The organism is Streptosporangium longisporum (genome assembly GCF_039534895.1).
GTDB lineage: Bacteria > Actinomycetota > Actinomycetes > Streptosporangiales > Streptosporangiaceae > Streptosporangium > Streptosporangium longisporum.
This window is the reverse complement of the sequence record NZ_BAAAWD010000026.1, coordinates 36,741-61,366: the sequence shown is the minus strand read 5'-3', so window position 1 is coordinate 61,366 and position 24,626 is coordinate 36,741. Positions and strand designations below refer to the sequence as shown.

The window sequence follows — 24,626 nt, the reverse complement described above, 5'->3', positions numbered from 1 at the left end:
GTCCCCGAGCCGGTGACGACCGTCCTCGGCCGGTGCCGATCACCCCGTATGGCGCCCCCGTACGGTGCCGTGCGGCGTCAGCCGGTCTCCAGTATCGTCTGCTCGCCCGCTCCCGAGGTGCCTGCCGCGTCCGGCCCGTCCCATTCGCCCGGCCCGGCGGGGGCGCCGACGAGTTCGCGGAACCGGGAGGCGTTGCGCTGGGAGTTGTCCTCGCAGCAGTTGTTGAACAGGACGTGGGTGACCTCCGCCTTCTCGGAGAACTCCCCGATCCTGGCCGCCCACCCTTCGAGCTCGGCCTCGGAGTACAGGTAGGCGAAGCGCTCGTCGATGTTCTTGCTGGTCCACTTGTCGGAGTGCCCGTGCAGCCGCACCACGGCGAGGTCGGAGGTCGCGGCCAGGATCGGCGGGATCGACGAGGGATGCCCCTGCGGCATGTCCACGCCCACGTACGGGAGATCGTGCTCGGCCAGGAAGGCCAGGGTCTCCTCGCGGTTGTCCTCGTCCATCCAGGTGTGGTTGCGGAACTCTACGCTGATCCGCATCGGCGCGCAGCGCCGGGCACACTCCAGGACGTAGCGCCTGGCGCTCTCACCGATCGGGAACCACGGCGGGAACTGGAAGAGCACCGCCCCCAGCCGTCCCGACGCGTGCAGCGGCTCCAGGGTGCCCAGGAAGCGCCGCCACACCTCCTCGGTGACCTCCGGTGGCACGTCCTTGAGGTAGAGGTTGCGCTGCGGGGGCGCCCCCAGCGCGTCCCGCAGGTCCTTGTACAGCGAGGCCGGACGGGTGGGATGCCCGGTGAGCAGGGAGAACGCCTTGATGTCGAAGGTGAAGCCGGGCGGGGTGCGGTCCCGCCAGCCCTGCACGGTGCTCAGCGACGGCGGGTGGTAGTAGGTGGCGTCCACCTCCACCACCGGGAAGCGGGACGCGTAGTAGGCCAGGCGTTTCGCCGGGGTCGAGGCGCCGTCGGGGTACCAGCCCGACTCCACCAGCGACCGGTGCGTCCACGAGGCCGTGCCCACGAGGATCCTGCCCATTCCCTGCCCTCCCTGAGAAGCCCGCCGGTCCGTGCCCGGCGCGGCCTCCCACGGGCGGGACCGCCGCGCCGGGCACCTCCTGCCCGTCCGGGCGGGACGATCACCTAGGGACGACCGCCGATGCCGGTGCGCAGCTCGCCCAGGCGGGCGGGGCCGCCGGTGTGCGGCGCCAGCGGCGGGGTGTTCATTCCCTCGGGGTGACGCAGCCCCTCGAAGAGGTCCAGCATGGCCTCGACCGAGGTGTGGCGCGGCTCCCAGCCCAGCTCGGAACGGGCCCGGCCGATGTCCATGATCGGCATCCTGAGCACCAGGTCCACCAGGCCCGGCGAGGCGGGCACCAGCCGCAGGTGCCAGGCCGCCGCGACGGTGCTCCGGAGCGCCCACCCCGAGACGGGCACCAGCTTGGCGCCGAGCATCTCGGCCAGCACCGAGGGCTCGATCACCGGATCCGCGGCGATGTTGAAGGCGCCGGAGACCGGGCGGGTCACCGCCAGCCGGAAGGCCTCGCCGATGTCGGCGCTGTGGACCACCTGGAACCGCAGCCCGGGGGTGTCCGGCACGATCGGGATCAGGTTCGGCCGTACCAGCCGCTGCGGGATGAACGGCCCCCCGAACAGCCGGCGCTGCCCGACCGACGCCTCCCGCTTGAAGATGAAGCCCGGCCGCATCCGCACCACCCTGATACCCGGATGATCGCGTTCGAGCACGTCGAGCACCCGCTCCAGGTACGCCTTCTCCCGGCCGTAGGAGGCGCCGGGCCAGCCGTGCGTCGGCCAGTCCTCGGTGACGGGCCGGTCCTTGGGCGCCGAGGAGTAGGCGCCGACCGAGGAGGCGTACACCAGCGCGGGCACCCCGGCCCGCGCGACGGCCTCGAAGACCCGGATGGCGCCCAGGACGTTGTTCCGCCAGGTGGTGATCGGATCACGGGTGGGCTGGAACAGCCACGCCAGGTGGACGACCGCGTCGGCGCCCTCCAGCTGCGCGGTCAGGTCACCGGTGGTGATGTCCACGGCTTGCCAGGTGGTCTTGGGCGGGTGCCAGTCCGGCGGTCTCCGGGCCAGGCCCACGATGGATGTGACGCTCTGATCGGCGGCGAGGGCCGAGACCACGCTCGTGCCCACGTTTCCCGTCGCGCCGACGACTACTACTCGCATGCCTACCGGGTGCCCCGGTGAGAGGCGGCGAATCCCTTCCGGCCACGGCTTTGCCCTACGGTGAAACCGGCACGTACCGTGCATACCCCTTACGAGGTACGGGAAGAGCGCGCGCCGGGGAACGGCCAGGGGTTGGGGCGGCAGCCGGACAGGGACTTGGTCTGCTGGAGCATCAGCGGCGCCCGCCGGCCGGGTCCCGGGCAGGGCACGTGCCCGTGCCCGAGGGCGTGGCCGACCTCGTGGTTGACGACGTACTCGCGGTAGGAGGCCACGTCCCGGCCGTAGCCCCAGGCGCCGGTGTTCCACCGGTCGGCGTTGATGACGGCGCGCTCGCCGTTCCAGCAGGACAGCACGGAGACGACCCGCAGCGGCAGGCAGCGCCGGTCGGCGGTCCGGGGGCTGGTCAGCGAGACCCTGAAGCTGACCGGGCCGCGCGCCACCCGCCGGAACCGGAACCCCCACCCGCGGGGGTCGTTGAGGATGCGGTGCACCTCGGAGGCGAACTCCGCCACGTCGAAGGGCAGGCCGCGCTCGACCTCCACCGCGTACCGGATCACCTTGCCCTTGCGGCCGGGGGGCCGGGCCCCGCCGGGGGCGACGGCGTAGCGGCCCTTGGCCCTGCGGGGGACCTTCACCCGCAGCGGCTGCTGCCTGCCGTTGGCGAGCAGGAGCGGTTTGTCGGCAGGGGCCAGGGCGGGGTCGCCCGCGTCGGTGTTCGTGCCGGTGTTCGTGTCGGCGGGGCCGGGTGTCCGGGACGGTCGCGGCGGCGGGGTCGGGGTCACCGGGGCCGGCGGGAGGGCGACGGCGGGCACGGGCCCGGCCGGGACCGGGTCGAGGTGGCCGCTCAGCAGCGTGACGAAGCCGACCGCGATGGTGGACGCGATGCCGACGGCGATGAGCCGCACGAGGATGGCAGGTCCACGTCGACCTTCGTTCCTGGACATAGACCGTAAACCTTATTGCCCCACGACAGTAACCGATCAATCGGGGAAAACCATCGTATGACCGCCTTCGATGGGATCGGCGGGCGGGTGGCCGGAAGAGGCGGGACGCCTTACCGGGACGGGCACGCGGACGGGCCGGACGCGCGGACGGCGGCCGCGGGGTGCGGCCGCCGTCCGGGGTCGAAGACGGGTTCACCGGGCGCCGGGGGACGGCGCCGGGCCTGCTATGAGTGCGGGCAGGTGCCCAGGTAGGCGGAGATGGTCGTGCCGGTCGACGGCACCGGGCAGAGGAACTGGTCGTAGCGGACGTCGTCGTCGATGAAGCGCTTCATCCACGCGACGCTGTACTTGGCGATCGTGGTGTTGGAGGTGTTCGGCGCGGTGTGGCCGGCGTTGTTCAGCTCCAGGTAGGCCTTCTCCGAGGAGGCCGGGATGCTGTTGTAGAACGGGCGGGCGTGCTGGCTCACCGAGGCGATCGCGTCGTTCTCCGCGCCGATCACCATCGTCGGGACCCGGATGCCCGTCCAGCTCTTGGTGGTGTGCCAGGGGGTCAGCGGGATGGCCGCCTGCAGGTCCGGCCGGCTGTTCGCGGCCGACAGGGTGCCGCCGCCGCCCATGGAGTGCCCGGCCACGCCGAGCCGGTTGGGGTCGACCCGAGAGGCGGCCGAGCTGCGCTGGGTCAGGTAGTCCAGCGCGGCCAGCAGCTGCCGGCCGCGGCTGGCGGGCTGGTCGGAGCGGGTGAGGGTGTCGATGTTGAAGACCACGAAGCCGTGGGAGGCCAGGCGCGAGGCGAACGAGGCCATGGTCGACCTGCTCGCGGTGTAGCCGGGGGAGACGGCGACCCCGCCGAACGTCCCCTCGCTCGTGCTGGTCGGGTAGTAGATCGTCCCCCCGCCGAAGCCGGTCACCTGCAGGGAGGAGACGGTGGTCTCGGCGATCGTGAACGGTCCCCTGGCGGCCTCGAGGATGGCGTTGGTCGGGTTGGGACCCCGGTCGTAGGGGCCCAGGGCGGCGGTCTGGGCGGCGGGAGCCGCGACGGCCTGTGCGGCGGGGGCGAGGGTCCCGCCGGTGCCGAGCAGAGCGAGTGCGAGGGTCAGCGTGGCGGCCACGGTCGCCCGGCGCGAACGCCTGGGCGCGGAGACCTGGGGGGTGGTGCTGTACGACTGCACGTTGCTGTACTCCGTTTCCTGTGGGGGAGACCACGGCGATACGGCGATCGGAGCGACGGCCGTTCGTCGCGCTTCGGCCCGCCGGTGACGGTGATCACGGCCTGGCGCCACCGGGTGACCCCTCGGGTTTCTGACAGATGTCACTTTCTCCGTGTCAGGCCCGGAGTGCATCGGTGAAATCACCCGTCCTCGCGCATACTGGCGAATTCGGGATAGATCACGACATGAGACGGACCAGCTCCACCCGCGAGCGGATGTCGAGCTTGGCGAAGATGTTCCTCAGGTGGTGCTCGACCGTTCGCGGGCTCAGGTAGAGCAGGGCCGCCACCTCCCGGTTGGTGGCGCCGTCGGCGACGATCCGCGCGATCTGGTACTGCTGCACGGTCAGCTTCTCCACCCCGCCCGGACGGTGCGTCCGCACGGCCTCGCCCGCCCCGCGCAGCTCGGCCCGCGCCTGCTCGGCCCAGCGGCGGGCACCGGACCGCTCGAACGTCTCCAGTGCGCTGTGCAGGTGCTCCCTGGCCGCGCCGGGACGGCGGTTCCTGCGCAGCGCGCTGCCGAAGAGCAGCTGGGTGCGGGCCGTCTCGAACTCGGAGAAGCCCTGGCGGTGCAGTTCGAGGGCGGCGCGGTAGCGCTCCTCGGCGTCGCCGGGGGCGGCCAGCAGCGCGTGGCAGCGGGTCACCACCGCGAGCCGGTCGGGACTGCGGGTGCTGCCCGCCCAGCGGTCCAGCACCCGCAGCGCCTGCCGGGCCTCCTCCCGGTCACCGGTGCGCACGGCGGCCTCGACGAACTGGGGCGTGGACAGCACCTGCATCACGAGATGGCCCCTGGTGCCCTGCCCCCGGGGTGTGGTGGCCCGCAGCCGCTTGGCCGCGTCGGCGTACCGCCCGGCCGCGAGGTCGGCGTGGGCCAGCGCCCAGTTGCCCAGCGCCTCCGTCGCCCCCAGTCCGTGCGCACCCGCCAGCTCGATGGCGCCCGCGGCCCTGATCGCGCACGTCTCCTCGTCCCCCTCCACGGCCGCGGTCAGGGCCAGCCACCCCAGGTGCTGACCGGCGCTGTTGGGCCGGCCGCACTCCTGGGCGAGCCGCAGCCCCTCGACCGCGTTGGCGGTGATGGAGGCGTGACGTCCCGTCCAGATCTCGGCCTGGATCATGAAGTCCAGCACCTGCGGGACCGTGGAGAGCGCCCCGCGGGCGCGGGCCGTCTCCACCGCCCGGTTGCACAGCCGCACCGCCCGCACGTCGTCACCGAGCAGCATGCTGGCCACCCCCGCCCACACCAGCACCGATGGGGTACGCGCCAGGGGCGCCAGCTCCAGCACCCGGCGGAGCGGGGCCGCCGCCGCCCGGTGCCGGCCGCAGAAGGTCGCCGCCGTACCGGCCAGGTACTCGAACATCAGCTGCACGGCCGCCGGGTCGTCCGGGCGGCGCATGGCCTCGGCGCGGCGCGCGATGTCCAGGTAGCGCGTGTTGTCACCGGCCAGGTAGCTCGCCTCGCCCGCCCGGATCAGCACCCGGACGGCCTGCTCGCGGTCCCTGTCCGCCAGCGACTCGGCCACCGCCATGAAGTCGTCCCCGGCGCTGCCGGTCTTCCCGCCGCGCAGCTCCAGGTTGCCGCGGATCAGCTCGGCCTGGCCGCGTACCTCGTCGGAGATCGTCAGCGAGTTCAGGCGGGTGAGCAGCGAGCGGGCGCGCCCGGGGAGCCCGGCGTGCCAGGCGCGGCGGGCCGCGGCGGCCAGGCGCGCGGCCCTGACGTCGCCGTGCGCGGTCAGCTCGGCCGCCCGCTCGAACGCCAGGAAGGGGGGCGGGTGACCGCCCTGGGAGCCCGCCGCCGTCGCGGCCGCGGCCAGCTCGTCGGCCAGCGGCCCGGCGGGACCGTCCAGGGCGGCGGCCCGGTGCCAGGCGCGCCGCAGCCGCTGGTCGTCCCGGCCGAGCACGTCCGCGAGCAGCCGGTGCGCGGCGCGGCGCCGGGCCGGGGAGGCGTGGGCGTAGACCACCGCCCGCATCGCGGGCTCGCGGAAGTCGTAGCGGTCACCGGCGGGCCCGGGCACGCGCACGACCACACCGGCGCACTCGGCGGGCTCCAGCGCGGTCAGCGCGCACTCCGGCCCGGCCGCCGCGGCCAGCGTGGCCGTCTCCAGGTCGGGGTCGGCCGCGAGCAGCAGGAGCACGTCCGCGGTCCCGGCGGGCAGCCGCGCCAGCCGGTCGGCGTACGCGCGCCAGAGCCTGCCGTTCCTGGGCAGCGTCTCGGGCGGGGCGGCGGCACCGGAGATCTGGTCGGGGCCGAGCGAGCGGGCCAGCTCGCCCAGGGCGAGCGGGTTGCCGCGGGCGGTCCGCAGCAGGGACGCCCGCACGTCCTCCGGCAGGCCCGGCACCAGGTCGTCCACCACCCGCCCGGCCGCGCCGGCGTCCAGGGCGCCGAGCTCGAACACCGGTATGTCGCCGGGGACGGTGACGTCGTCGTCGGCCCCGAACAGCAGCACGACCGGTTCCCCCGCCAGCCGCCGGGCCGCGAAGAACAGCGCCTCCCGGCTGGGTGCGTCGAGATGCTGGACGTCGTCGACGCAGGCCAGCACCGGCCCGCCGGTGGCCGTCAGCAGGTTGAGCACCGCCGCGGGCAGCACCAGCCCGTCGGTGGCCGCGCCCAGCTCCAGCGCCCGCGCCAGCTCCTCGGCCTGGGACGCGGGCAGCTTCGGCAGCCGGTCGGCGATCGGGCGGAGCAGGCCGTGCAGCCCGGCGTACGGCAGGCGCGCCTCGGCCTCGGTGCCGCGCACCCTGAGCACGACGAACCCGTCCCTGTCCCCGTCCCCGCTCGCGCGATCCGCCGCGACGTCCAGCAGCGCGCTCTTCCCCGTTCCCCGCGCCCCCCGCAGAATCGCGGATCCCCCGGATCCGTCGCGGGCGGCGTCGAGTAATCGCAGCAGCGCGTCCTGCTCGGCGTCACGGCCGTGCAACGCCCCTGACGGGGAGGCCGGGGAGGGTGAGGGCATGCCCCAGTGTTACGCCCGCATGTCGGGACTGGAAAGAGTGTGTGACGGAGTTCTGTGCCGTTCTGTATAGATCTGTGCCGGTGCACTCCGTGGCCCGGGGAGGCCGGTGATTTCACCGATACACACTGGGTCCCGCGCCCACCGGCCCGGGGGTTTCGGGGGTGCCGGGGGTGGTCCCCGAGGGTTCCGTGCTCGCCGTGCGGGCCGTGCTCGCCGTGCGGGCCGTGCTCGCCGTGCCGGTCGCACTCGCTGTGCCGATTGTGTTCACCGGGCCGGTCGCGTTCGCCGTGTCCGTCACGGGCGGGGCGCTTCCCGTCCCCGGGGGCCCGGCACGGCGGTCCGGTCGCGCCGGGCGCTCCCGTTGACATGATCATGCCAGCGTCCGGCAACTTGCTGACGGCACGCTTTATGGATCGCGCGCCGGGTAATGCACAGAATCAATTGTGCGGGAAAGAGGAGCACAGATCAAGAACTGGAGCTGGAAATGGAGAACGTGACCATTCCGCCGGCGCTGCCGGGCGGTGACGGCACCACGTGGGACTGACCACGACCCGACGGTGATCTCACCGTCGAACGGATCAGGGCCGAGGTGTCCGCGATTCTCGAAGACCCCTCGGCCGGGCATCCGGAAATCGTGCCATGCGACATCCTGTATTCCGATCACCTGGCTTGGGGAACGAAATGAGCATTCCGGTTCTGCGGCGTTCCGAATGTCATGTCTGGTGGGCGGATCCCCGGCCGCAGCCGGTCGGGGAACTCGCCGCCGTGCTCAGCGAGACCGAGGCGGACAGGGCCGCGCGGCTGCACCGCGAGGAGGACCGGCGCCGCTTCGTCACGGCCTGCTGGCTGCTGAGGACCGTGGTGGCCGCCCAGCTCGGCGTCACCCCCGGCGCCGTCCCCGTCCACCGCCGCTGCCCGGACTGCGGCGGACCGCACGGACGGCCCCGGATCCTCGGCGCGGAGGGGGCGGCCGACCCGCTGCACGTCTCGGTCACCCACGCCGGGGACCGCGTCGCCGTCGCCGTCTGCCCCGCCGCCCCCGTCGGGGTCGACGTGGAGCCGGTCGAGTCGGCCCCGGTCACGCGGGCGTCCATGTCGCCGGCCGAGCAGGCCGCGCTGCGGGTGCTCCCGCCGTACGGCCGCAGGGCGGGGTTCGCGCGGCTGTGGGTGCGCAAGGAGGCGGCGCTCAAGGCGACCGGGCACGGGCTGCGGGTCCCCCCGGGACGGATCACCGTCAGCGGGCCGCTGGAGCCGCCCGCGCTGATCACCTGGCCGCTCGAGATCTCGCCAGCCGAGGTGAAACTCCATACGCTTGACCCCGGCGACGGGTACGTCGGCGCCCTGGCACTCCTGCCGGGTGATCACGTGATCACGGTGTCGGAGTCCGACGCCACCGACCTGCACCGGACCGCCGTCCCGGCCCCGGTGGGAGCGGGGGCCCGATGACCGATGCCGTTCGCTGACAGGAGGTGATCACCACCGTGAAGAGAGACTTCGTGCTGATTCCCGGCCTGTGGGCGGGCGCCTGGATCTGGGAGCGGGTCACCGGCCCGCTGAGGGATCTCGGCCACCGGGTCCACCCCGTCACCCTGTCCGGGCTGGCCCCCGGGCAGGGCGACCCCGCCGGCGTCGGCCCGGCGACCCACGTCGACGACGTGATACGCGTCCTGAAGGACGAGGGGCTGCGTGACGTCGTCCTGGTGGCCCACTGCTACGGCGGCGTCGTCGCCGGTCAGGTCGCCGAGCGGGAACCCGGGCTGGTGGCCCACACCGTGTTCGTGGAGGCGTTCCTGCCGCACGACGGCCGGTCGGTCCTGCACACCTTCCCCGAGAGCATCCGTGCCGGGGAGCTGAGCCTGATCGAGGAGGGCGGGGGCCGCTGGCCGCCTCCCGACGTCTCCGAGGTCGCGGAGGGACAGGACCTGTCCGAACAGGACGCCCGGCGGCTGGCCGGGCGCCTCGTCGGGCATCCCGGGCGTACGGTGTCCGAGCCCGTGACCCTGCGGCGTCCGCTGTCCGAGCGGCGGGCCACCTACGTCGTGTGCCTGCAGGACCACTTCGGCGAGAACCTCTCCCCGGACGTCGAGGCCATGCGGGACGAGCCCGCGTGGACCTTCCGGACCCTCGACACCGGGCACTGGCCCATGGTCTCGGCGCCCGACGAGCTGGTCGTGATCCTGGACGAGGTCGCCGGGCAGACGCCCGGGGAGCACCCGGGCGCCGGTCCCGGGCCTAGATCCAGTTCTGCTCCTTGGCCCGCAGCGCCGCCTGGAAGCGGTTGGTCGCGCCGAGGCGGGCCATGAGGTCGGCGACGTAGCGGCGGTAGGTGCGGACGGACACGTCCATCTGGCGGGCCGCGACCTCGTCCTTGTCGGCGGTGGCGAGCGCGGACAGCACGCGTCTCTCCAGGTCCGACAGGGCGGGGAGCTCCCGGCGCGGCCCGGCGAGGTCGCGGGGAGGCTCGCTGGCCTGCCAGAGGCCGTCGAAGTGGGTGGCCAGCCGGGAGACCAGCCCGGGCTCGCGCACCAGCAGCGCTCCCCGGGAGCTCTCCCGGGGGTCCATGGGGACGACCGCCACGCTCCGGTCGAAGATCACCATGCGGTCCATGGGCTCCTGGGTGACGTGGACCAGCCCTCCCAGGTCGACGACGTCCCGCACGTACGCGGCCATCGCCGGGTGGCGGAGCGCCCGGGGGTGGTAGATCGACTTCACCGTCACGCCGCGCCGCAGCGACCGGGTGTCCAGCGTCCGCGCCGTCTCGATGGCCGCGTCCGACAGCGGTCCGCCCGGGTGCAGGCAGAGGGTCTCCTCGTGGGTGAAGAAGGACAGGTCGTCCAGCTTGCGGCGGACCCGTTCCAGCCCCTCGACCCGCTCGATGAGCGCGGTCGCCGGGGCCTCGCCCCACCGGTGGTCCTCGAAGAAGGAGGCGATGGAGTCGCGCGTCGCCAGGACGCGGCGGATCTCCGCGTTGAGCTCGTCGAGGCGTGCCTCGATCAGCCGCTCGATCCCGATCTGCGGCTCGGTGGCCACCACCCGGTGCCGGTCGGACACGTCGAGCAGCGAGAGCGCGCGCAGGGTCGCGACCGCCGCCTCGGCCGCCTCCGGGCCGAGGGGGAGTGCCCGCCCGGCCGCGTCGACGTCCTCGCCGGGGTGCCGCAGGAAGTAGCGGTAGACCTCCTCGGCCTCGGCGGTCATGCCGAGGGCGGAGAAGGCGGACGTCCACCTGGCGGTCCTGTTCTCGTCCGGAGTCCGCGCGGTGGTCGTGTCCGGGTCGGGACGCGCGGTGGTCCCGTTCCGGTCGGGTCGCGCGGCGGTCCCCTCCCGGTCGGGCCACGCGGCGCTTCTGTCCGGGTCGGGTCGTGGGGCGGAGGGCACCGGGCCGGGCCGTTCGCGCGGGCCGCCCGGGGGCGTCTCGCCCGGCACGGTCCGCGGACCGCTCCGGCGATGCTCGCGGATCACCGGCCGGTGCCGCACGGGTTCGGTCACGGATCCGGCGTGGTCACGGTCTTCGCGGGTGAGGGGGCTCATGGCGTGGTCCCGAACTCCGGCCGGCGGCTCACGAGAGGCCCGCGCGGTGCGCGCGGCGCGTGCGGTGCGCGGGAGACCGGTGCCACGGCCGTGCCGCCCGATTCCGTGCGGAGCCGTTCCGGACGGGCCCGGAGGGACCGGGCCGACGCTCGCTCATGGAGGTTCCTCCTTCCACGGATGGGCGTCTCACGGCGGGAACGCCTGTGAGCGCCCTTCGGCGGGCCGGTGCGCCGCTCGCGCCCCGCCGGTTCCCCAGGCCGATTCCCCGCAACGGGCGGGGAATCGGCCGCGGGAATCGTGGCGCCTGATGTCGCGGGTACGATCCCCGCCGTCACGATGATGATTGCGCCAGTTGCCGCGGAACCATTACAGCACGCCCCCCGGACCGGACGTCAACGCGGGAAACCGTTCCGGCAATCCAGAAGAAACGCGCGCCCGGCGGTTCCGGCTCGGCAAGCCAGGAGATGCCGGGGAAATGCACCTCCATGACGATGAAGCGGCAACCCGAGAACCGCACGGACGTTTCTTCGGACACTCTCGTAACGAAGACCAAAGAATGACCGGGAGACGGTCCGGCCCTGGGGAAGGGCACCGCCCGGTCGGTTCCACGCATCACCGAGTCAAACGTGCGGAAATGTGCATCGGTGCGAGAACGGAAGGGTGGAGGGCGGGACATGAACGAGGCCAGATGGAGGATGGTCGTCGACCCCGAGGGCGTGACGATCGCGGGAGACCGCTTCCGGCTCACGGCGACGCGGCCGTCCCGGGAGCGGGCGGGCACCGTCCCGGGTACTGCCCCGGGTACCGCCTCGGGCACCGTCCCGGACGACGCGGACGCGCTGCTCGCGGAGATCGGCCCGCTCGGTTCCGTCGTCGACCTGGAGGGCGTCCTGTCCGAGCTCCAGACCGTGACCCGGGGTTCCTACGGGCAGTTCTGCGGGCTCTCCCGCGCGCTGGAGATGGTCGGCGAGCGCTGGGGGCTGCTGATCGTCCGTGACCTCTTCACCGGTCCCAAGAGCCTGCCGGAGCTGCGCCGGGGGCTGCCGCGGATGCCGGCCGAGACCCTGACCGTCCGCCTGCGGGAGCTCGAACACGCCGGGGTCGTCCGGCGCCGGGCCTCGGAGCCGGTGGACGGCCACGACGCGGACGCACCCGTCTACGAGCTCACCGAGTACGGCGGCCAGCTGGAGCGGGCCGTCGTCGAGCTCAGCCGGTGGGGCGCCCGGTCGCTCGGCGAGCCCCGGCCGGAGGACGTCGTGACGGTGAACTCGATGATCATGGCGTTGCGGACGACGTTCCACCCCGAGGCGGCCCGCGGCCTCACGGCCGGGTACGAGCTGCGCCTCGGTGAGATGGTGCTGCACGCGCGCATCGAGGACGGCGTCCTCAGCGTCGGCGAGGGTGCCCTTCCCGGTGCCGACCTCGTCGTCGAGCCGGGCCCGCTGCTCCGGGCGCTCATGGCCGGTGAGATCGACCCGGCCGAGGCGATCGAGAACGGAACCCTCCGGATCACCGGCGACCCCGCCCTGATGACCCGCTTCGTGGAGATCTTCACCTTCCGTCCCGAGCCCTCTCTCGTCGGCTCCTGACCCGCGCCGGACCGCGCTTCCCCGGCGCACCACACCCGCACGCTTCCAGGTCCGAGGACACCGCACCCTTTCAGGTCCGGGGTAGACCGCACCGCACCCGCACGCTTCCAGGGCACCGCCGGAGATTCTCCGGCGGTGCCCTCGTTCGTGCGCGTCCGGGGAATTCGCTCGTGTCCTCGGTCGTGCGGACAGGGAAGATGCGTGCACGTCCTCGTTCGTGCGCGTCCCTGTTCGTACGTGTCCTCGTTCCTGCGCGTCCTCGGTCGTGGGGGCAGGGGGAGCGGCACGCGGACGGCGGCGGGTCCGCCCGGCCGGATCGCTCCGGCCGGGCGGACCCGTGTACCGGGGTGGTCACCCCGTGGTGCCGCCCGAGGAGGCCATCCGGTCCGCCGTCCGGGCACCGTCGCGGGCACCGCCGGTCCCGGAGGCGCTACCGGCATCGACGGCTCCGACGGTCTCGGCGGTGCCGCCGACTCCACCGGCACCGCCGGTCCCCGTCGTACGGCTCACCGCCGCACGGTCCGCTACCGCACGGTCCGCTGTCGTGCGGCCCACCGCCGTCCGGTCTTCCGCGGTGCGGTCCCGCGAGTTGCGCAGCACCCGGAGCACCAGCCCGGGGCGGAAGAGCCTCTGCGGGGGGTCGACCAGGCCGGCCACCCGGAAGAACGCCTCCGTGACGTCCCCGTCGCGGGCGGCCGCGGCGTGCAGGCGGCTCATGTAGACGTTGCCCAGCCGGGTCTTGAGGCTCCGCGGGCCCTCCACCCCGGGGAAGGCGAGGTCCCCGCCCGCCGAGATCTCCCAGGGCACGTCGATGACGGGGGAGATGTCGCGGAAGAACCGCTGCGGACGCGGCGGCACGCCGAGGCGCAGGTGCTCGCGCAGGACCATCGCCTCCAGTGCCGCCACGGTCATGCCCTGGCCGTACACCGGGTTGAAGCTGCACACCCCGTCGCCCATCACCAGCAGGCCCTCGGGGAAGCGGCGCAGCCGCTCGTAGCGGCGGCGCACGCTCGCCGGGAAGCGGAAGGTCACCGGGTCGTCGAGCGGTTCGGCGTCCCGGACCGCCTCGTAGATCTCGGGCGCCGACAGCGACCGGACGAAGTCCAGGAAGCCGTCCGGGTCGGTCGGCGGGTGGTCGCCCAGGATGCCGGTGAGCGAGAGCTGGGAGCTGCCGTCGTGCAACCGGGGGAAGAACGCGCCGCGCGGGTTCGCCGGCGAGGCGACGGGGTTGATGGACAGGTCGTCGCCGTACGGGTCGGACGAGAGGCGGTAGTGGCGGGTCGTGTAGGCCAGGCCGACCTTGACGCGCTCCTCGCCGGGGCGGTCGTAGCCGAGCTCCTCCAGCCAGACCGGGGTCCGTGAGCCCCGTCCGGTGGCGTCCACCACCAGGTCGGCCTCCAGCACCCGTCCCGGACCGGTCTCGTCCTCGGCGGCCACGCGCACGCCGGTGATCCGCCCCCCGTCCGCGGTGCTGCTCAGGGAGAGCACGGCGTGCCGCTCCAGGAAGGCGACGTTGGGCAGGGCGGCCACCCGGGCGCGGACGCGGGCCTCCAGCACGGGGCGGGTGGCCGAGACGCTCATCAGGCCGCTGCGGGCCGGACGGAGCCGGCGGCCGTTGAAGTACCAGCGCAGGTCGCCCGCGAGGTCGCCGGCGGGCACCCCGGCCGCCGCGAACTCGTCGCCCAGCCCGGGGAAGAGCTCCTCCAGGATCTGCTGGCCGCGCGCGAGCAACGCGTGGGCGTGCCGCCCCTGGGGGACGCCGCGGCGCGGGCCCGTGACCCCCGTCAGGGTGTCGCGGTCCACCACGAGCACGTCGGTGTACGCCTCGGAGAGCACGCGCGCGGCCAGTAGCCCCGCCATTCCTCCGCCGAGCACCACCGCGCGGTTTCCGATATGATCGCTCATCGCTGTCGCCTCCGATGACGCAGGGATAAAGGGCACACAGAGGTGAACGCCGATGACAGGGGATGGCGAGACCTCGGCGAAGGCATCGTCACACCGGGCGCGGGCGTGCCGCATCTCCTGACGTGCCGGTGGCCGGGCGGCGCGGCGGCACGGCAACGGGGAAGTTGAACGACGGCGCGCGCCGGTGTGGCCTGGATCGGCGGGGCCCGGCACCACGGACGGCCCGGGCCCGCACATGACCGCGGCCGTTCGAATGGAGGACCCATGGCCGAGTCCCGCGCATCGGCGGACACAATCGAGATCAACGTCTGGCTCGCCGACTACCCGTTCCCCACCTACGACGGTGAGGACTTCCTGGCACCCGTGCGCAGGAGGGCGGAGGAGTTCGGCGTGGCGCACCCGGAGTACCGCGTCGTCATCCGCGAGGTGCCGTTCCCGGCGATGGCCCAGGAGGTCGCCAGGGCCGTCGAGGACGGCACCCCGCCGGACGTCGCCGGCTACTACGCGAGCGCTGGCCGCACGGCCCTGGACACGCTCGGCCCGGACGGCCGGCCGCTGTTCACGCCCGTGGGCCGGGCCATCGGCGGGCGCACCGAGATCCTCGGCGAGCCGGTCGTGGTCGACGACCTGATCCCCGCCGTCCGCGCCCACCACTCGCGGGGCGGGGAGCTGCTGTCCATGCCGGTGAGCGCCACGACGTTCCTGCTCTACGCCAACCGCACGCTGCTGGCCGAGGCCGGCGTGACCGGGATCCCGCGGACCTGGGAGGAGGTCGAGGAGGCGTGCGCGGCGGTCGCCCGGCTGCGCGGGGGCCCGGCCGTCACCTGGGCCGACCACGGCTGGCTGTTCCAGCAGGCGCTCGCGGCGCAGGGCGGCCCGCTGGCCGACAACGACAACGGCCGCTCCGGGCGGGCACGGACCGTCGACCTCGCCTCCAAGGAGATGCTGGCCTGGGTGGAGTGGTGGCGGAGCATGCACGCGCGGGGGTACTACCTGCACACCGGGGCCGTCGCCGACTGGATGGGCACCTTCCAGGCGTTCGCCGGCGGGCGGGTCGCGTTCCTCCTCGACTCCTCCAAGTCCGCCCAGGAGATCGTCGGGGCCGGTGCGGCGGCCGGGTTCGAGGTGGCGGTGGGCCGCATGCCGTACAACGGGGACGTCCCGTACGTGGGCAGCGCGGTCTCGGGCGACTCCCTGTGGCTGGCCGACGGCCTCGACGAGGCCAGGCGGGACGGGGCTCTCGCGTTCATGCAGTACCTCGCCTCTCCCGCCAACGCCGCGGCCTGGCACCGGGCCACCGGCTTCGTCCCGGTCACCGGCGCCTCGGCCGATTTGCTGGAGAAGGAGGGCTGGTTCGACGAGCACCCGCACCAGCGCGTGGCGGTCGAGCAGCTGCGGGCGTCGGACTGCTCGCCGGCGGCGCTGGGCCCGCTGGTCGGTGACGTCGCCGCGATCCACACCGCCCTGACCGGGGCCATGGAGGACGTGCTCACCGGGGACGCCGACCCGGCCGCCCGCTTCGTCCGCGCCACCGAGGAGGCGCAGCGGGCGCTCGACGACTACAACGCCGACTGCGACGGGCCCACCCCCCGGACGCCCCGGCGCCTGGTCATCGACTGACCCTCCCGGGAGCGTCGTGCGGCTCCGTCCGGCACCCTCACCGAGGGCCGGACGGAGCCGCGGGCCGTACAGGCCGAGGACGGGAAGCGGGTGAGGCCGCCCGTCACGCCCAGGGGGCCATCGGGTACCAGGGGATGATCTCCCGGCGGGCCAGGATCCGCACGTCCCAGTACAGCAGGGTGAAGACGCCCGCCACGATGAACGCCGCCCCGGTGACCACCGCGATCCGGCCGGGCCGGGCGGTCAGCCAGCGGTGCGCGCGCCCGCCCGTGCCGAGCGCCAGGATCAGGAAGAGCACCGCCACGACCACGATGTTGCCGACCGACTGGAGCATGAAGGCCAGCGCCCCGTACAGCGGGTCGTGTCTCTCGGCGGTGTCGCGGAACAGCTGCCGGAACAGGCCGAACGGCCGGCCGACGAGGAACGCCCCGATCAGCGCGCCCATGACGACCATGCGGGCGTGGGGGAAGCGGCGCGAGATCCGCTCCAGCGGGTCCCGGACGAGGCCCAGCGCGGCCAGCCCCTGGTAGAGCAGGATCAGGCCGATCACGCCGAAGACCACCATCGCCTGGACCAGCCGGGGGGACATCCCCGGGCCCGAGGGGGTGGTGAGGAACTGCGGCATGCCGGTACCGGCCAGGGCGGCCACGATCCCGTAGATCCCCGAGACGGTCAGCATGCCGGCCGCCAGCCAGCCCAGCGGGCGCAGCGTCCCGAGCAGCCGGGCCTTCAGCGGGCGCCCGGCGCCCAGCAGCGGCGCGACCGCTCCCAGGGCGGCGATGTTGCAGGCGGTGAACGTACCGGCCAGGCCGGTGGCGAACGCGAACGCGATCCCGGACAGCAGGCCCGTGATCGGGGTGGCGTCGGCGTCGCGGCCGAGGACGGCGTCGGCGACGGTCCCGCCGATCGCGTGGTCGACGAACTCGGCCGACCAGACGACGGTGAGCAGGAACCCGGCCAGCGCGCTGAGCAGGACCACCTTCCACGGGCGCCGGACGGCGGGCCCGGCGGGGAGCGGGGCGGACGGCTCCGGCGTGGCGGACTGCCCGGACTGCCCGGGTGGTCTGGACGTGGGGGACGTGGTGGACGTGGGGAAGGTGGTCGACACGGTCGTGCTCCCTTCGAAGCGGTTCTCGGACAGGGCGGGACGGGCCCGGCCGTGGGGACCCGGCCCGGGTGCGGGCCGCGGGGCACCCGGGCCGGACGCGAGCGGGGCGAGGGCAGGGCGAGGGCGGGGGCACCGGTGGTCCGGTGCGGATCAAAGGGGGATGTTGCCGTGCTTGCGTTGCGGCTGGGCCGCGCGCTTGTCCTCCAGGGCGGCCAGCCACCGGGCGACCACGGCCCGGGTCTCCACGGGGTCGATGACGTCGTCGACCAGCCCTCGCTCGGCGGCGTAGTGCGGGTGGACGAGCCGCTCGGTGTACTCGCGCACCAGCTCGGCGCGCAGCGCCACCGGGTCCTCGGCGGCGGCCAGTTCCCTGCGGTGGATCACGTTCACCGCGCCTTCGGCGCCCATGACCGCTATCTCGTTGGTCGGCCAGGCCAGGGAGACGTCGGTGCCGATGGAACGCGAGTCCATCACGATGTAGGCGCCGCCGTACGCCTTGCGCAGGATCACCTGGATGCGCGGCACGGTGGCCTCGCAGTAGGCGTACAGCAGCTTGGCGCCGTGACGGATGATCCCGGAGTGCTCCTGGTCGACGCCGGGCAGGAAGCCGGGCACGTCGACGAGGGTCACCAGCGGGATCCCGAAGGCATCGCAGAACCGGACGAACCGAGCGGCCTTCTGCGAGGCGGCGGAGTCGAGCGCGCCGGCGAGCGTCCGGGGCTGGTTGCCGACCAGGCCGACCACCCGGCCGTCGAGGCGCGCCAGGGCACAGACGACGTTCTTCGCCCAGCCCTCGCCGATCTCCAGGTACTCGCCGTCGTCCACCAGCTCCGCGATGACCTCCCCCATGTCGTACGGCCTGTTCGGCTCCACCGGGACGATCTCGGCCAGGCGGGGCCGCAGGTCCTCGGTGGCGCCGCGGGACGGCCCGGCCGGCGGGAGGTCCAGGTTGTTGGAGGGCAGCAGCGACAGCAGGTACCGCAGGTCGTCGAAGCAGCTCTCCTCGTCGTCGTGGACGAACGTGGCCACTCCCGAGCTGCCGCCGTGCACCTCGGCGCCGCCGAGCTCGGCGTGGGTGACGCGCCGGCCGCTGACCGCGGCGACGACGTCCGGGCCGGTCAGGTACATCTGCGCGGTGTCGCGCACCATGAAGGTGAAGTCGGTCAGCGCGGGGGAGTAGGCGGCGCCGCCCGCGCACGGGCCCAGCACGACGCTGATCTGGGGGATCACGCCGGAGGCGGCGACGTTGCGGCGGAAGATGCCCCCGTAGCCGTCGAGGGCCGTCACGCCCTCCTGGATGCGGGCGCCGCCGCTGTCGTTCAGCGCGATGAGCGGTGACCCGGTGGCCAGCGCCAGGTCCATCACCTTGTGGATCTTCGCGGCGTGCGCCTCGCCGAGCGATCCGCCGAAGACCGTGAAGTCCTGGGCGTAGACGAACACCCTGCGGCCGTCCACCGTGCCGGACCCCGCCACCACCCCGTCGGTGTACGGCCGGTCGTCACGCCCGGCCGGGTCCTGCCCCCGGCGGCGGCGGTACATCTCGATCTCGGTGAAGGATCCCTCGTCCAGCAGCAGGCCGAGCCGCTCGCGGGCGGTCCGCTTGCCGAGGCGGTGCTGCCGCGCGACGGCCTCGCCCCGGCCGGCGACGATGCCGTCGCGCAGTTCCCGGTGCCGCCGGCGGAGCAGCGGCATCGAGCGGGGGAGCGGGTCCGTGGCCGCGCCGTCCGCGCTCACCCGCCCGGAGCGCTGCCCGTTCGTCACCGTCCCGTCGCCCGCCGTCCCGTTGACCGGTACGCCGTTCTGCGGGGTCCCGTCGCCCACCGTCCCGTGGCCCACCGTCCCGTCGTCCGGGGTGCGGCCGGCCGGTGTCCCGGTGGCGGGTCTTCCGTTCGCCGGTCTCCCGGGGGGCCGCGCGGCGGGCTCGTCCGGCCGTACGCCGGGTCCGGCCGGACGGGCGGCAGGTGCGAGATCGACCTCGGAGACGGTCATCGGGGGCACTCCTTCCTCGGTTGCCTGCGGCGTCCCGGGCGTCCCCAGCATCGGCCGTCCCGCGCGGGCCGGGCATCTCGGCGCATGCTCAGCCGCGGGAGGCGGCCCGGGTTCGGCACGCGGGAAGTTGTCGGCCCGTACGGGGCGGCCCACAATCCCAGGCGATGGATCGGCGAGGCGCCGCGGCCCGCGGATCGGACGGGCCGCCCGGCGCGACACGGACGGAGGTCGACGCATGACGTCTCACTCGGTTCTCGTGAACCGTCCCGCAGGACGGCTCGCGAGTCTCAACGCCGAGTACCACAGGGTGGCGCTGGGCGCGTTCATGGTGGTGGTCGTGGCCCACTGGGCCGAGCACCTCGCCCAGGCGGTCCAGGTGTACGTGCTGGGCTGGCCGCTCCCCGAGGCCCGCGGGGTGCTCGGGGTGCCGTTCCCCTGGCTGGTCACCTCGGAGTGGATGCACTACGGCTACGCGCTGCTGATGCTGGCCGGTTTCCTCCTGCTGCGGACGGGCTTCACCGGCAGGGCCCGCACGTGGTGGAACGTGGCGCTCGGCATCCAGGTCTGGCACCACTTCGAGCACCTGCTGCTGCTCCTGCAGGCGCTGACCGGCGCCCACCTGCTGGGCCGTCCCACCCCGGTCAGCATCCTCCAGCTCGCCTTCCCCCGCATGGAGCTCCACCTGTTCTACAACGCGGTGGTCTTCGCGCCCATGGTGGTCGCGATGATCATGCACCGTAGGCCCCGTCCCGCCGAGCGCTCCCTGATGCGGTGCGCCTGCGCGGTACAGGCCGGGTGATGAGCACCGCGACCCGCGGACGCCCCCCGGCGCCGGGCCAGGTGCGCCCGCCGGCGTCCGGGAGCGGGCGCCTCTCGGCCTTCGGCGTGCTCACGGCGCTGGTCGGGGTGTTCCTGCTCTACCTGACGGTGCCCGGTATCGGCCCCGCCCTGCGGGCCGCGCGGGCCGACGGCGTCGCGGGCCACTTCACGGCCCGGGAGGTGACCTGCGTGCGGCACCCCGGGCACGAGTCGTGCACGTGGACGGGGGAGTTCCGCTCCGGTGACGGCACGATCCACCGGCGGGGGGTCGCGCTGTACGGCAGCGACCGGGAGTCGCTGCGTCCCGGGCAGGTGACCGCGGCCGTCGACGTGGGACGGCCGTACCGGGTGTACGGCCCCGGCGGCTCGCGCGAGTGGGTGTTCACCGCGCTGCTGCTGGCGGCCGGTCTCGGCCTCCTCGCCCACCCCTTCGTGCGGGCCCGGCGCGGGGCGTGACCCGCGCAGTCTGCGAGATGCGCGCCGGCGGCCCGGCGGACGACGATCGCTGGGTCGCCATCGGCGATCCGTCCGGTGGCGGGCCGTCCGGTTGTGAAGGAGGCATGATGCCGACCGTTCTCGGATCCCTGCGCAGGCTCCTGCTGACCCCCTCGCTGCGCGACGTGACCTTCGAAAGGCGCGGTTTCCCCGTCACCCCCTCGGAGACCACGCGGCGGCTGGAGATGATCCCGCAGAGCGTCGTCTGCGGATTCGAGTGGGGCATCGACTGCCGCGAACCGTGGGAGGTCGAGCGCCGGGTGGACCTCGTCGACCCGGAACTGCGCGGTTTCGCGTACGAGGGGGTGACGATGGCCTTCACCGTCCTGGACGCCATGGGGCCCGGGCGCGGGACCCGCACCCGGGACCTGCTGCTCGGGGCGGGAGCGCCGCACCTCTTCCTGGCCTACATCGGGATCGGCTTCGCCATGGCCAGGCTTCCCCGGCCGCTGTGGAGCAAGGTGGTCCCCGACATCGACGGCTCGCCGTACCACCCGACGATGACCTGGCTGGCGGTCGACGGCTACGGGTTCGACCGGGCCTACTTCGACACGCGGCGCTGGATCGGCGAGCAGCGGGTGCCCGAGCCGTACCCGTGGGCCGGGGCGCCGGAGTACTTCCCCCGGGCCGTCGACCAGGGGATCGGCCGCGCGCTGTGGTTCGTGCACGGGGCACGGCCGGACGCCGTCGCCTCGGCGGTGGAGCGGTTCGCCTCCCACCGCCGGGCCGACCTGTGGAGCGGCGCCGGGCTGGCGGCGGCCTTCGCCGGGGGCTGCGACGCCGAGGGGCTGGCGGCGCTGCGCCACGCGGCCGGGGAGTACCGGCCGGAGCTCGCCCAGGGTGCGGTGTTCGCGGTCAAGGCCCGCCACCACGCGGGGCCGGTGCCCGCGCACACCGAGACGGCCGCGGCGGTGCTGGCGGACCTGTCGGTCGAGTCGGCCGCCGCGCTCGCCGACGCGGGGGTGGCCGAGTACGGGACGGCGGCCGTGGCGGGCCGGGAGGTCCCCTACGAGCTGTGGCGCCGTCGCGTGCACGCCCACTTCCGGGACACCGCCCGCACCCCGCGCTGAGCCCCGTCCCGCACCGTACCCGCGTCCGGCCCGCGCCGGGTCCGTACCGGAGCGCGTGTCGGCGTCCGATGTGGGCCGAATTCGCGCCGAAGTATGGGGCGGCGTCCGCGCCGAGGCGCGGGCGTGCCGGCGCCGATGCCATTCATAGACGTCGTGGTTCGTGCGCCTTTTATGCGGTTTCTCCGGTCAGCACATTCGAAGTAGACGGAATATCCCCATAAACACGTACATTCCCGTTGGATCACCCAATGCGACATGAAGGGTCGGGGAGAACATTGGCCGGTTCATGGCGCGCGTTGAGGCGAAAGGTAATCACCCCGAACGCCTCCGCCGCATCACTCGAAGTCCGGGGATTTCACCGGAAGAACGCCGACGCCCAGGAATTGCTGGAGACGATCGGCCGTACATTCCTGGCCGGTTACGCGCACGCGGCCGAGGCCCGCACGCCCGCCGAGGCGGAGAGGGACCTGGAGGGGGTGCCGGTCCGCTTCCGCGGCTTCGCCTACGAGGGCGCCGCGATGGCCATGGCCGTCATGGACGGCCTGTCGGTCGGGCGCGGCGGCCGGTTCGCCCGGTTCGTGGAAGGCCCTGGCCGTGACCACGTCTACATGGCCTACGTCGGGGCCGGATGGGCCATGGCCCGGCTGCCCCGGTTCCGCTGGTCCAGGATCGGCGCGTTCGACCCCCTGCTGCAGTGGCTCGTCCTGGACGGCTACGGCTTCCACCAGGCCTACTTCCACACCCGCAGGTACGTGCACGAGCAGTACCGGCCCGACCGCTTCCCCTGGCCGTCCGGCGGCCCCGGATGGTACGTGCCCCGTGCCATCGACCAGGGCATCGGGCGGGCCATGTGGTTCGTCGGCGGCGCCGACGCGAAGGTCGTCGCCGACATGATCGACCGGTTCCCCGAGGCCCGCCACGCCGACCTGTACAGCGGCGCCGGGCTGGCCGCCACCTACGCCGGCGGCGCCGGCGAGGAGGAGCTCGCCGAGTTCCTGCGGCGGTCCGGGACCCACCGCCCCCAGGTCGCGCAGGCCTGCGTGTTCGCGGCCGAGGCCCGCGTCCGCGCCGGCCTCGTCGTACCGCACACCGGGGTCGCGACCGAGGTCTTCTGCGGCATGACGCCGGAACAGGCCGCGCAGGTCAGCCGCGACGTCCGGCCCGACGGGCCCGCCCCCGAGGGGGAGACGCCCGCCTACGAAGTCTGGCGGCAGCGCGTCGCCGCCCAGTTCCTGTCCGCAGGGAGGTGCTAACACGTGTCCGCGACAACCGGCCTGCTCCGCAGGTACGCGGCCAGCGTCGTCGCCGTCGTGCTCGCGGCGACCATGTTCGTCCTGGCCCGCCAGCCCGAGCCGTCCTCGGCCGAGACCTCGGCCATGAGCGGCAGGTACGGCTTCACGCCCATGTCGATCTCCATGCCCGGAGGGTTCCCGCAGAAGACGATCCGCAAGGTCAACAAGGCCTACAAGGACATCAACGCCTGGATCTCCTCGGTGGGTGCGGGGATCGCCATGAACGACCTCGACGGTGACGGCCTGTCCAACGACCTGTGCGTCACCGACCCGCGCATCGACCAGGTCGTGGTGACGCCGGCCCCCGGACGGGGAGCCGAGCGGTACGCGCCCTTCGCGCTGGACGCCGCCCCGCTGCCGATGAACGACGTCATCGCCCCGATGGGCTGCGCCCCCGGCGACTTCAACGAGGACGGCCGCACCGACCTGTTCGTCTACTACTGGGGCCGCACCCCGGTGATCTTCCTGGCCGAGGCCGCGCAGGGCGAGGGGGTGAAACTCGCCAAGGACGCCTACCGGCCGGTCGAGGCCGTCCCCGGCGCCAACTCCACCGCGGGCCGCTACACCGGACCGCAGTGGAACTCCAACGCCGTCGCGATCGCCGACTTCGACGGCGACGGCCACGAGGACGTCTACGTCGGCAACTACTTCCCGCACGGCCCGGTCCTGGACGAGACCAAGGACGGCGGGGTGATGAACCGCTCGCTGTCCAACGCCTCCAACGGCGGCAAGGACTACATCCTGCGCCGGTCGGCCGCGGGCCCCGGCGGCGCTCCCGCCTACCAGGTGCTCGACGACGTCCTGCCGGACGAGATCTCCGGCGGCTGGGTGCTGGCCTCCACCGCGGGCGACCTCGACGGCGACATGCGTCCCGAGCTGTACATCGCCCAGGACCACGGGCCCGACGCGCTGCTGCACAACCGCTCCAGCGCCGGGAAGATCGTCTTCGCCCCGGTGCGCACCCCCCGCGACGGCACGGTGCCCAAGTCCAAGCGGGTCGGCGCCGACTCCTTCAAGGGCATGGGCATCGACTTCGGCGACCTGAACGGCGACGGCGTGTACGACATGTTCGTCAGCAACATCACCACGCCGTTCGGCATCCAGGAGAGCAACTTCCACTTCCTGTCCACGGCCCGCACCACCGACGAGCTGCGCACGGCGCTGTCCCGCGGCGAGGCACCCTGGAAGGACCACAGCACCGAGGCCGGCACCGCCTGGTCCGGCTGGGCCTGGGACGTCAAGACGGCCGACTTCGACAACGACGGCGCGCTGGAGATCGCCCAGACGAACGGGTTCGTCAAGGGCGAGGTCAACCGCTGGCCGCAGCTGCAGGAGCTCGCCGCGGCCAACGACGGCGTCGTGGAGAACCCGCGCTCGTGGCCCAACGTCCGCGAGGGCGACGACATCGCCGGCAGCCAGCGGCTGGCCTTCTTCGCCAAGGGCGAGAACGGCCGCTACGCCAACCTGTCCGAGAGCCTGGGCCTCGCCGTCCCGGTGCCCACCCGCGGCATCGCCGTGGGCGACGCCGACGGTGACGGCCGGCTCGACCTCGCCGTCGCCCGGCAGTGGGACGCGCCCGTCTTCTACCACAACCAGAGCCCGTCCCCCGGCGCCTTCCTGGGCCTCCGGCTGACCCACGACGGGCCCGAGCAGGCACCGGGCTCCCCGGTGGTCGGCGCGCAGGTGACCGTGACCACGCAGGACGGCCGAAAGCTCCTCGGCCGGGTCGACGGCGGCAGCGGTCACTCCGGCAAGCGCAGCCACGACGTCCACATCGGCCTGGGCGAGAACGTCACCGGGCCGGTCCAGGTGCACCTGTGCTGGCGCGACCGGAGCGGCCAGGTGCGCGAGCAGGTTCTCCGGCTGAGCCCCGGGTGGCACTCCCTGCGGCTCGGCGAGCAGGCAAGGGAGAGGTGAA

General features: G+C 73.7%; 18 protein-coding genes. 9 read left to right on the top strand and 9 right to left on the bottom strand.

What is annotated here, in order from left to right; genetic code table 11:
- Window positions 1-77 precede the first annotated feature (77 nt).
- The 5 genes from ABD832_RS37570 to ABD832_RS37550 form a co-directional block, all read right to left on the bottom strand.
- Window positions 78-1,037, bottom strand: coding sequence for a DUF72 domain-containing protein (locus tag ABD832_RS37570; RefSeq protein WP_344906037.1), 960 nt, complete (start codon window positions 1,035-1,037; stop codon window positions 78-80).
- Between the two features lie 104 nt (window positions 1,038-1,141).
- On the bottom strand, window positions 1,142-2,191 hold the full coding sequence (locus tag ABD832_RS37565; protein WP_344906034.1) for an NAD-dependent epimerase/dehydratase family protein: 1,050 nt from the start codon (window positions 2,189-2,191) through the stop codon (window positions 1,142-1,144).
- A gap of 89 nt (window positions 2,192-2,280) precedes the next feature.
- Window positions 2,281-3,135 (bottom strand): DUF3152 domain-containing protein, encoded by an 855-nt coding sequence (locus tag ABD832_RS37560; protein ID WP_344906031.1) that lies wholly within the window; start codon window positions 3,133-3,135, stop codon window positions 2,281-2,283.
- Between the two features lie 224 nt (window positions 3,136-3,359).
- Entirely contained in the window at window positions 3,360-4,304 is a 945-nt protein-coding gene (locus tag ABD832_RS37555) for an alpha/beta hydrolase family protein (protein ID WP_413224648.1), read from the bottom strand.
- A 217-nt stretch (window positions 4,305-4,521) separates the two neighbouring features.
- Window positions 4,522-7,293, bottom strand: coding sequence for a helix-turn-helix transcriptional regulator (locus ABD832_RS37550; RefSeq protein ID WP_344906028.1), 2,772 nt, complete (start codon window positions 7,291-7,293; stop codon window positions 4,522-4,524).
- A 681-nt stretch (window positions 7,294-7,974) separates the two neighbouring features.
- Between ABD832_RS37550 and ABD832_RS37545 the strand changes: the two genes are divergently transcribed.
- Both ABD832_RS37545 and ABD832_RS37540 read left to right on the top strand, forming a co-directional pair.
- Window positions 7,975-8,739 (top strand): 4'-phosphopantetheinyl transferase family protein, encoded by a 765-nt coding sequence (locus ABD832_RS37545; protein ID WP_344906025.1) that lies wholly within the window; start codon window positions 7,975-7,977, stop codon window positions 8,737-8,739.
- Window positions 8,740-8,774: 35 nt separating this feature from the next.
- Entirely contained in the window at window positions 8,775-9,596 is an 822-nt protein-coding gene (locus tag ABD832_RS37540) for an alpha/beta fold hydrolase (protein WP_344906021.1), read from the top strand.
- Here the strand turns inward: ABD832_RS37540 and ABD832_RS37535 are convergent.
- Window positions 9,526-10,779, bottom strand: a complete 1,254-nt coding sequence (locus ABD832_RS37535; protein ID WP_344906019.1) for a helix-turn-helix transcriptional regulator — start codon at window positions 10,777-10,779, stop codon at window positions 9,526-9,528. The two genes, ABD832_RS37540 and ABD832_RS37535, sit on opposite strands and share 71 nt — an antisense overlap.
- Window positions 10,780-11,495: 716 nt before the next feature.
- On the opposite strand from ABD832_RS37535, the gene ABD832_RS37530 reads away from it, so the two are divergent.
- The gene (locus ABD832_RS37530; protein WP_344906017.1) at window positions 11,496-12,410 is read left to right on the top strand and encodes a winged helix-turn-helix transcriptional regulator; all 915 of its coding nucleotides are present in this window, start codon (window positions 11,496-11,498) and stop codon (window positions 12,408-12,410) included.
- A gap of 351 nt (window positions 12,411-12,761) precedes the next feature.
- On the opposite strand, the gene ABD832_RS37525 is transcribed toward ABD832_RS37530, so the two are convergent.
- A complete protein-coding gene (locus ABD832_RS37525; RefSeq protein WP_344906014.1) occupies window positions 12,762-14,315 on the bottom strand; it encodes an FAD-dependent oxidoreductase in 1,554 nt (517 codons plus the stop codon).
- A gap of 264 nt (window positions 14,316-14,579) precedes the next feature.
- On the opposite strand from ABD832_RS37525, the gene ABD832_RS37520 reads away from it, so the two are divergent.
- Window positions 14,580-15,935: an extracellular solute-binding protein gene (locus ABD832_RS37520; protein WP_344906011.1), complete on the top strand. Its 1,356-nt coding sequence runs from the start codon at window positions 14,580-14,582 to the stop codon at window positions 15,933-15,935.
- Window positions 15,936-16,038: 103 nt separating this feature from the next.
- On the opposite strand, the gene ABD832_RS37515 is transcribed toward ABD832_RS37520, so the two are convergent.
- Both ABD832_RS37515 and ABD832_RS37510 read right to left on the bottom strand, forming a co-directional pair.
- Window positions 16,039-17,043, bottom strand: coding sequence for a hypothetical protein (locus tag ABD832_RS37515; RefSeq protein WP_344906008.1), 1,005 nt, complete (start codon window positions 17,041-17,043; stop codon window positions 16,039-16,041).
- Window positions 17,044-17,193: 150 nt separating this feature from the next.
- Window positions 17,194-18,735 carry an acyl-CoA carboxylase subunit beta gene (locus ABD832_RS37510; protein ID WP_344906101.1) on the bottom strand — a complete coding sequence of 514 codons (1,542 nt, stop codon included), beginning with the start codon at window positions 18,733-18,735 and terminating at the stop codon, window positions 17,194-17,196.
- Between the two features lie 532 nt (window positions 18,736-19,267).
- Here ABD832_RS37510 and ABD832_RS37505 point away from each other — a divergent pair.
- The 5 genes from ABD832_RS37505 to ABD832_RS37485 all read left to right on the top strand — a co-directional run bounded on the left by ABD832_RS37505 (window position 19,268) and on the right by ABD832_RS37485 (window position 24,625).
- Complete coding sequence (locus ABD832_RS37505) at window positions 19,268-19,831, top strand: hypothetical protein (protein WP_344906005.1); 564 nt, start codon at window positions 19,268-19,270, stop codon at window positions 19,829-19,831.
- Window positions 19,831-20,307: a hypothetical protein gene (locus ABD832_RS37500; RefSeq protein WP_344906002.1), complete on the top strand. Its 477-nt coding sequence runs from the start codon at window positions 19,831-19,833 to the stop codon at window positions 20,305-20,307. The genes ABD832_RS37505 and ABD832_RS37500 overlap by 1 nt, the downstream gene beginning before the upstream one ends.
- A 104-nt stretch (window positions 20,308-20,411) precedes the next feature.
- Window positions 20,412-21,416, top strand: a complete 1,005-nt coding sequence (locus ABD832_RS37495; RefSeq protein ID WP_344905999.1) for a DUF1702 family protein — start codon at window positions 20,412-20,414, stop codon at window positions 21,414-21,416.
- A 248-nt stretch (window positions 21,417-21,664) separates the two neighbouring features.
- Complete coding sequence (locus tag ABD832_RS37490; protein ID WP_344905996.1) at window positions 21,665-22,669, top strand: DUF1702 family protein; 1,005 nt, start codon at window positions 21,665-21,667, stop codon at window positions 22,667-22,669.
- Between the two features lie 3 nt (window positions 22,670-22,672).
- A complete protein-coding gene (locus ABD832_RS37485) occupies window positions 22,673-24,625 on the top strand; it encodes a CRTAC1 family protein (RefSeq protein WP_344905993.1) in 1,953 nt (650 codons plus the stop codon).
- Window position 24,626 lies beyond the last annotated feature (1 nt).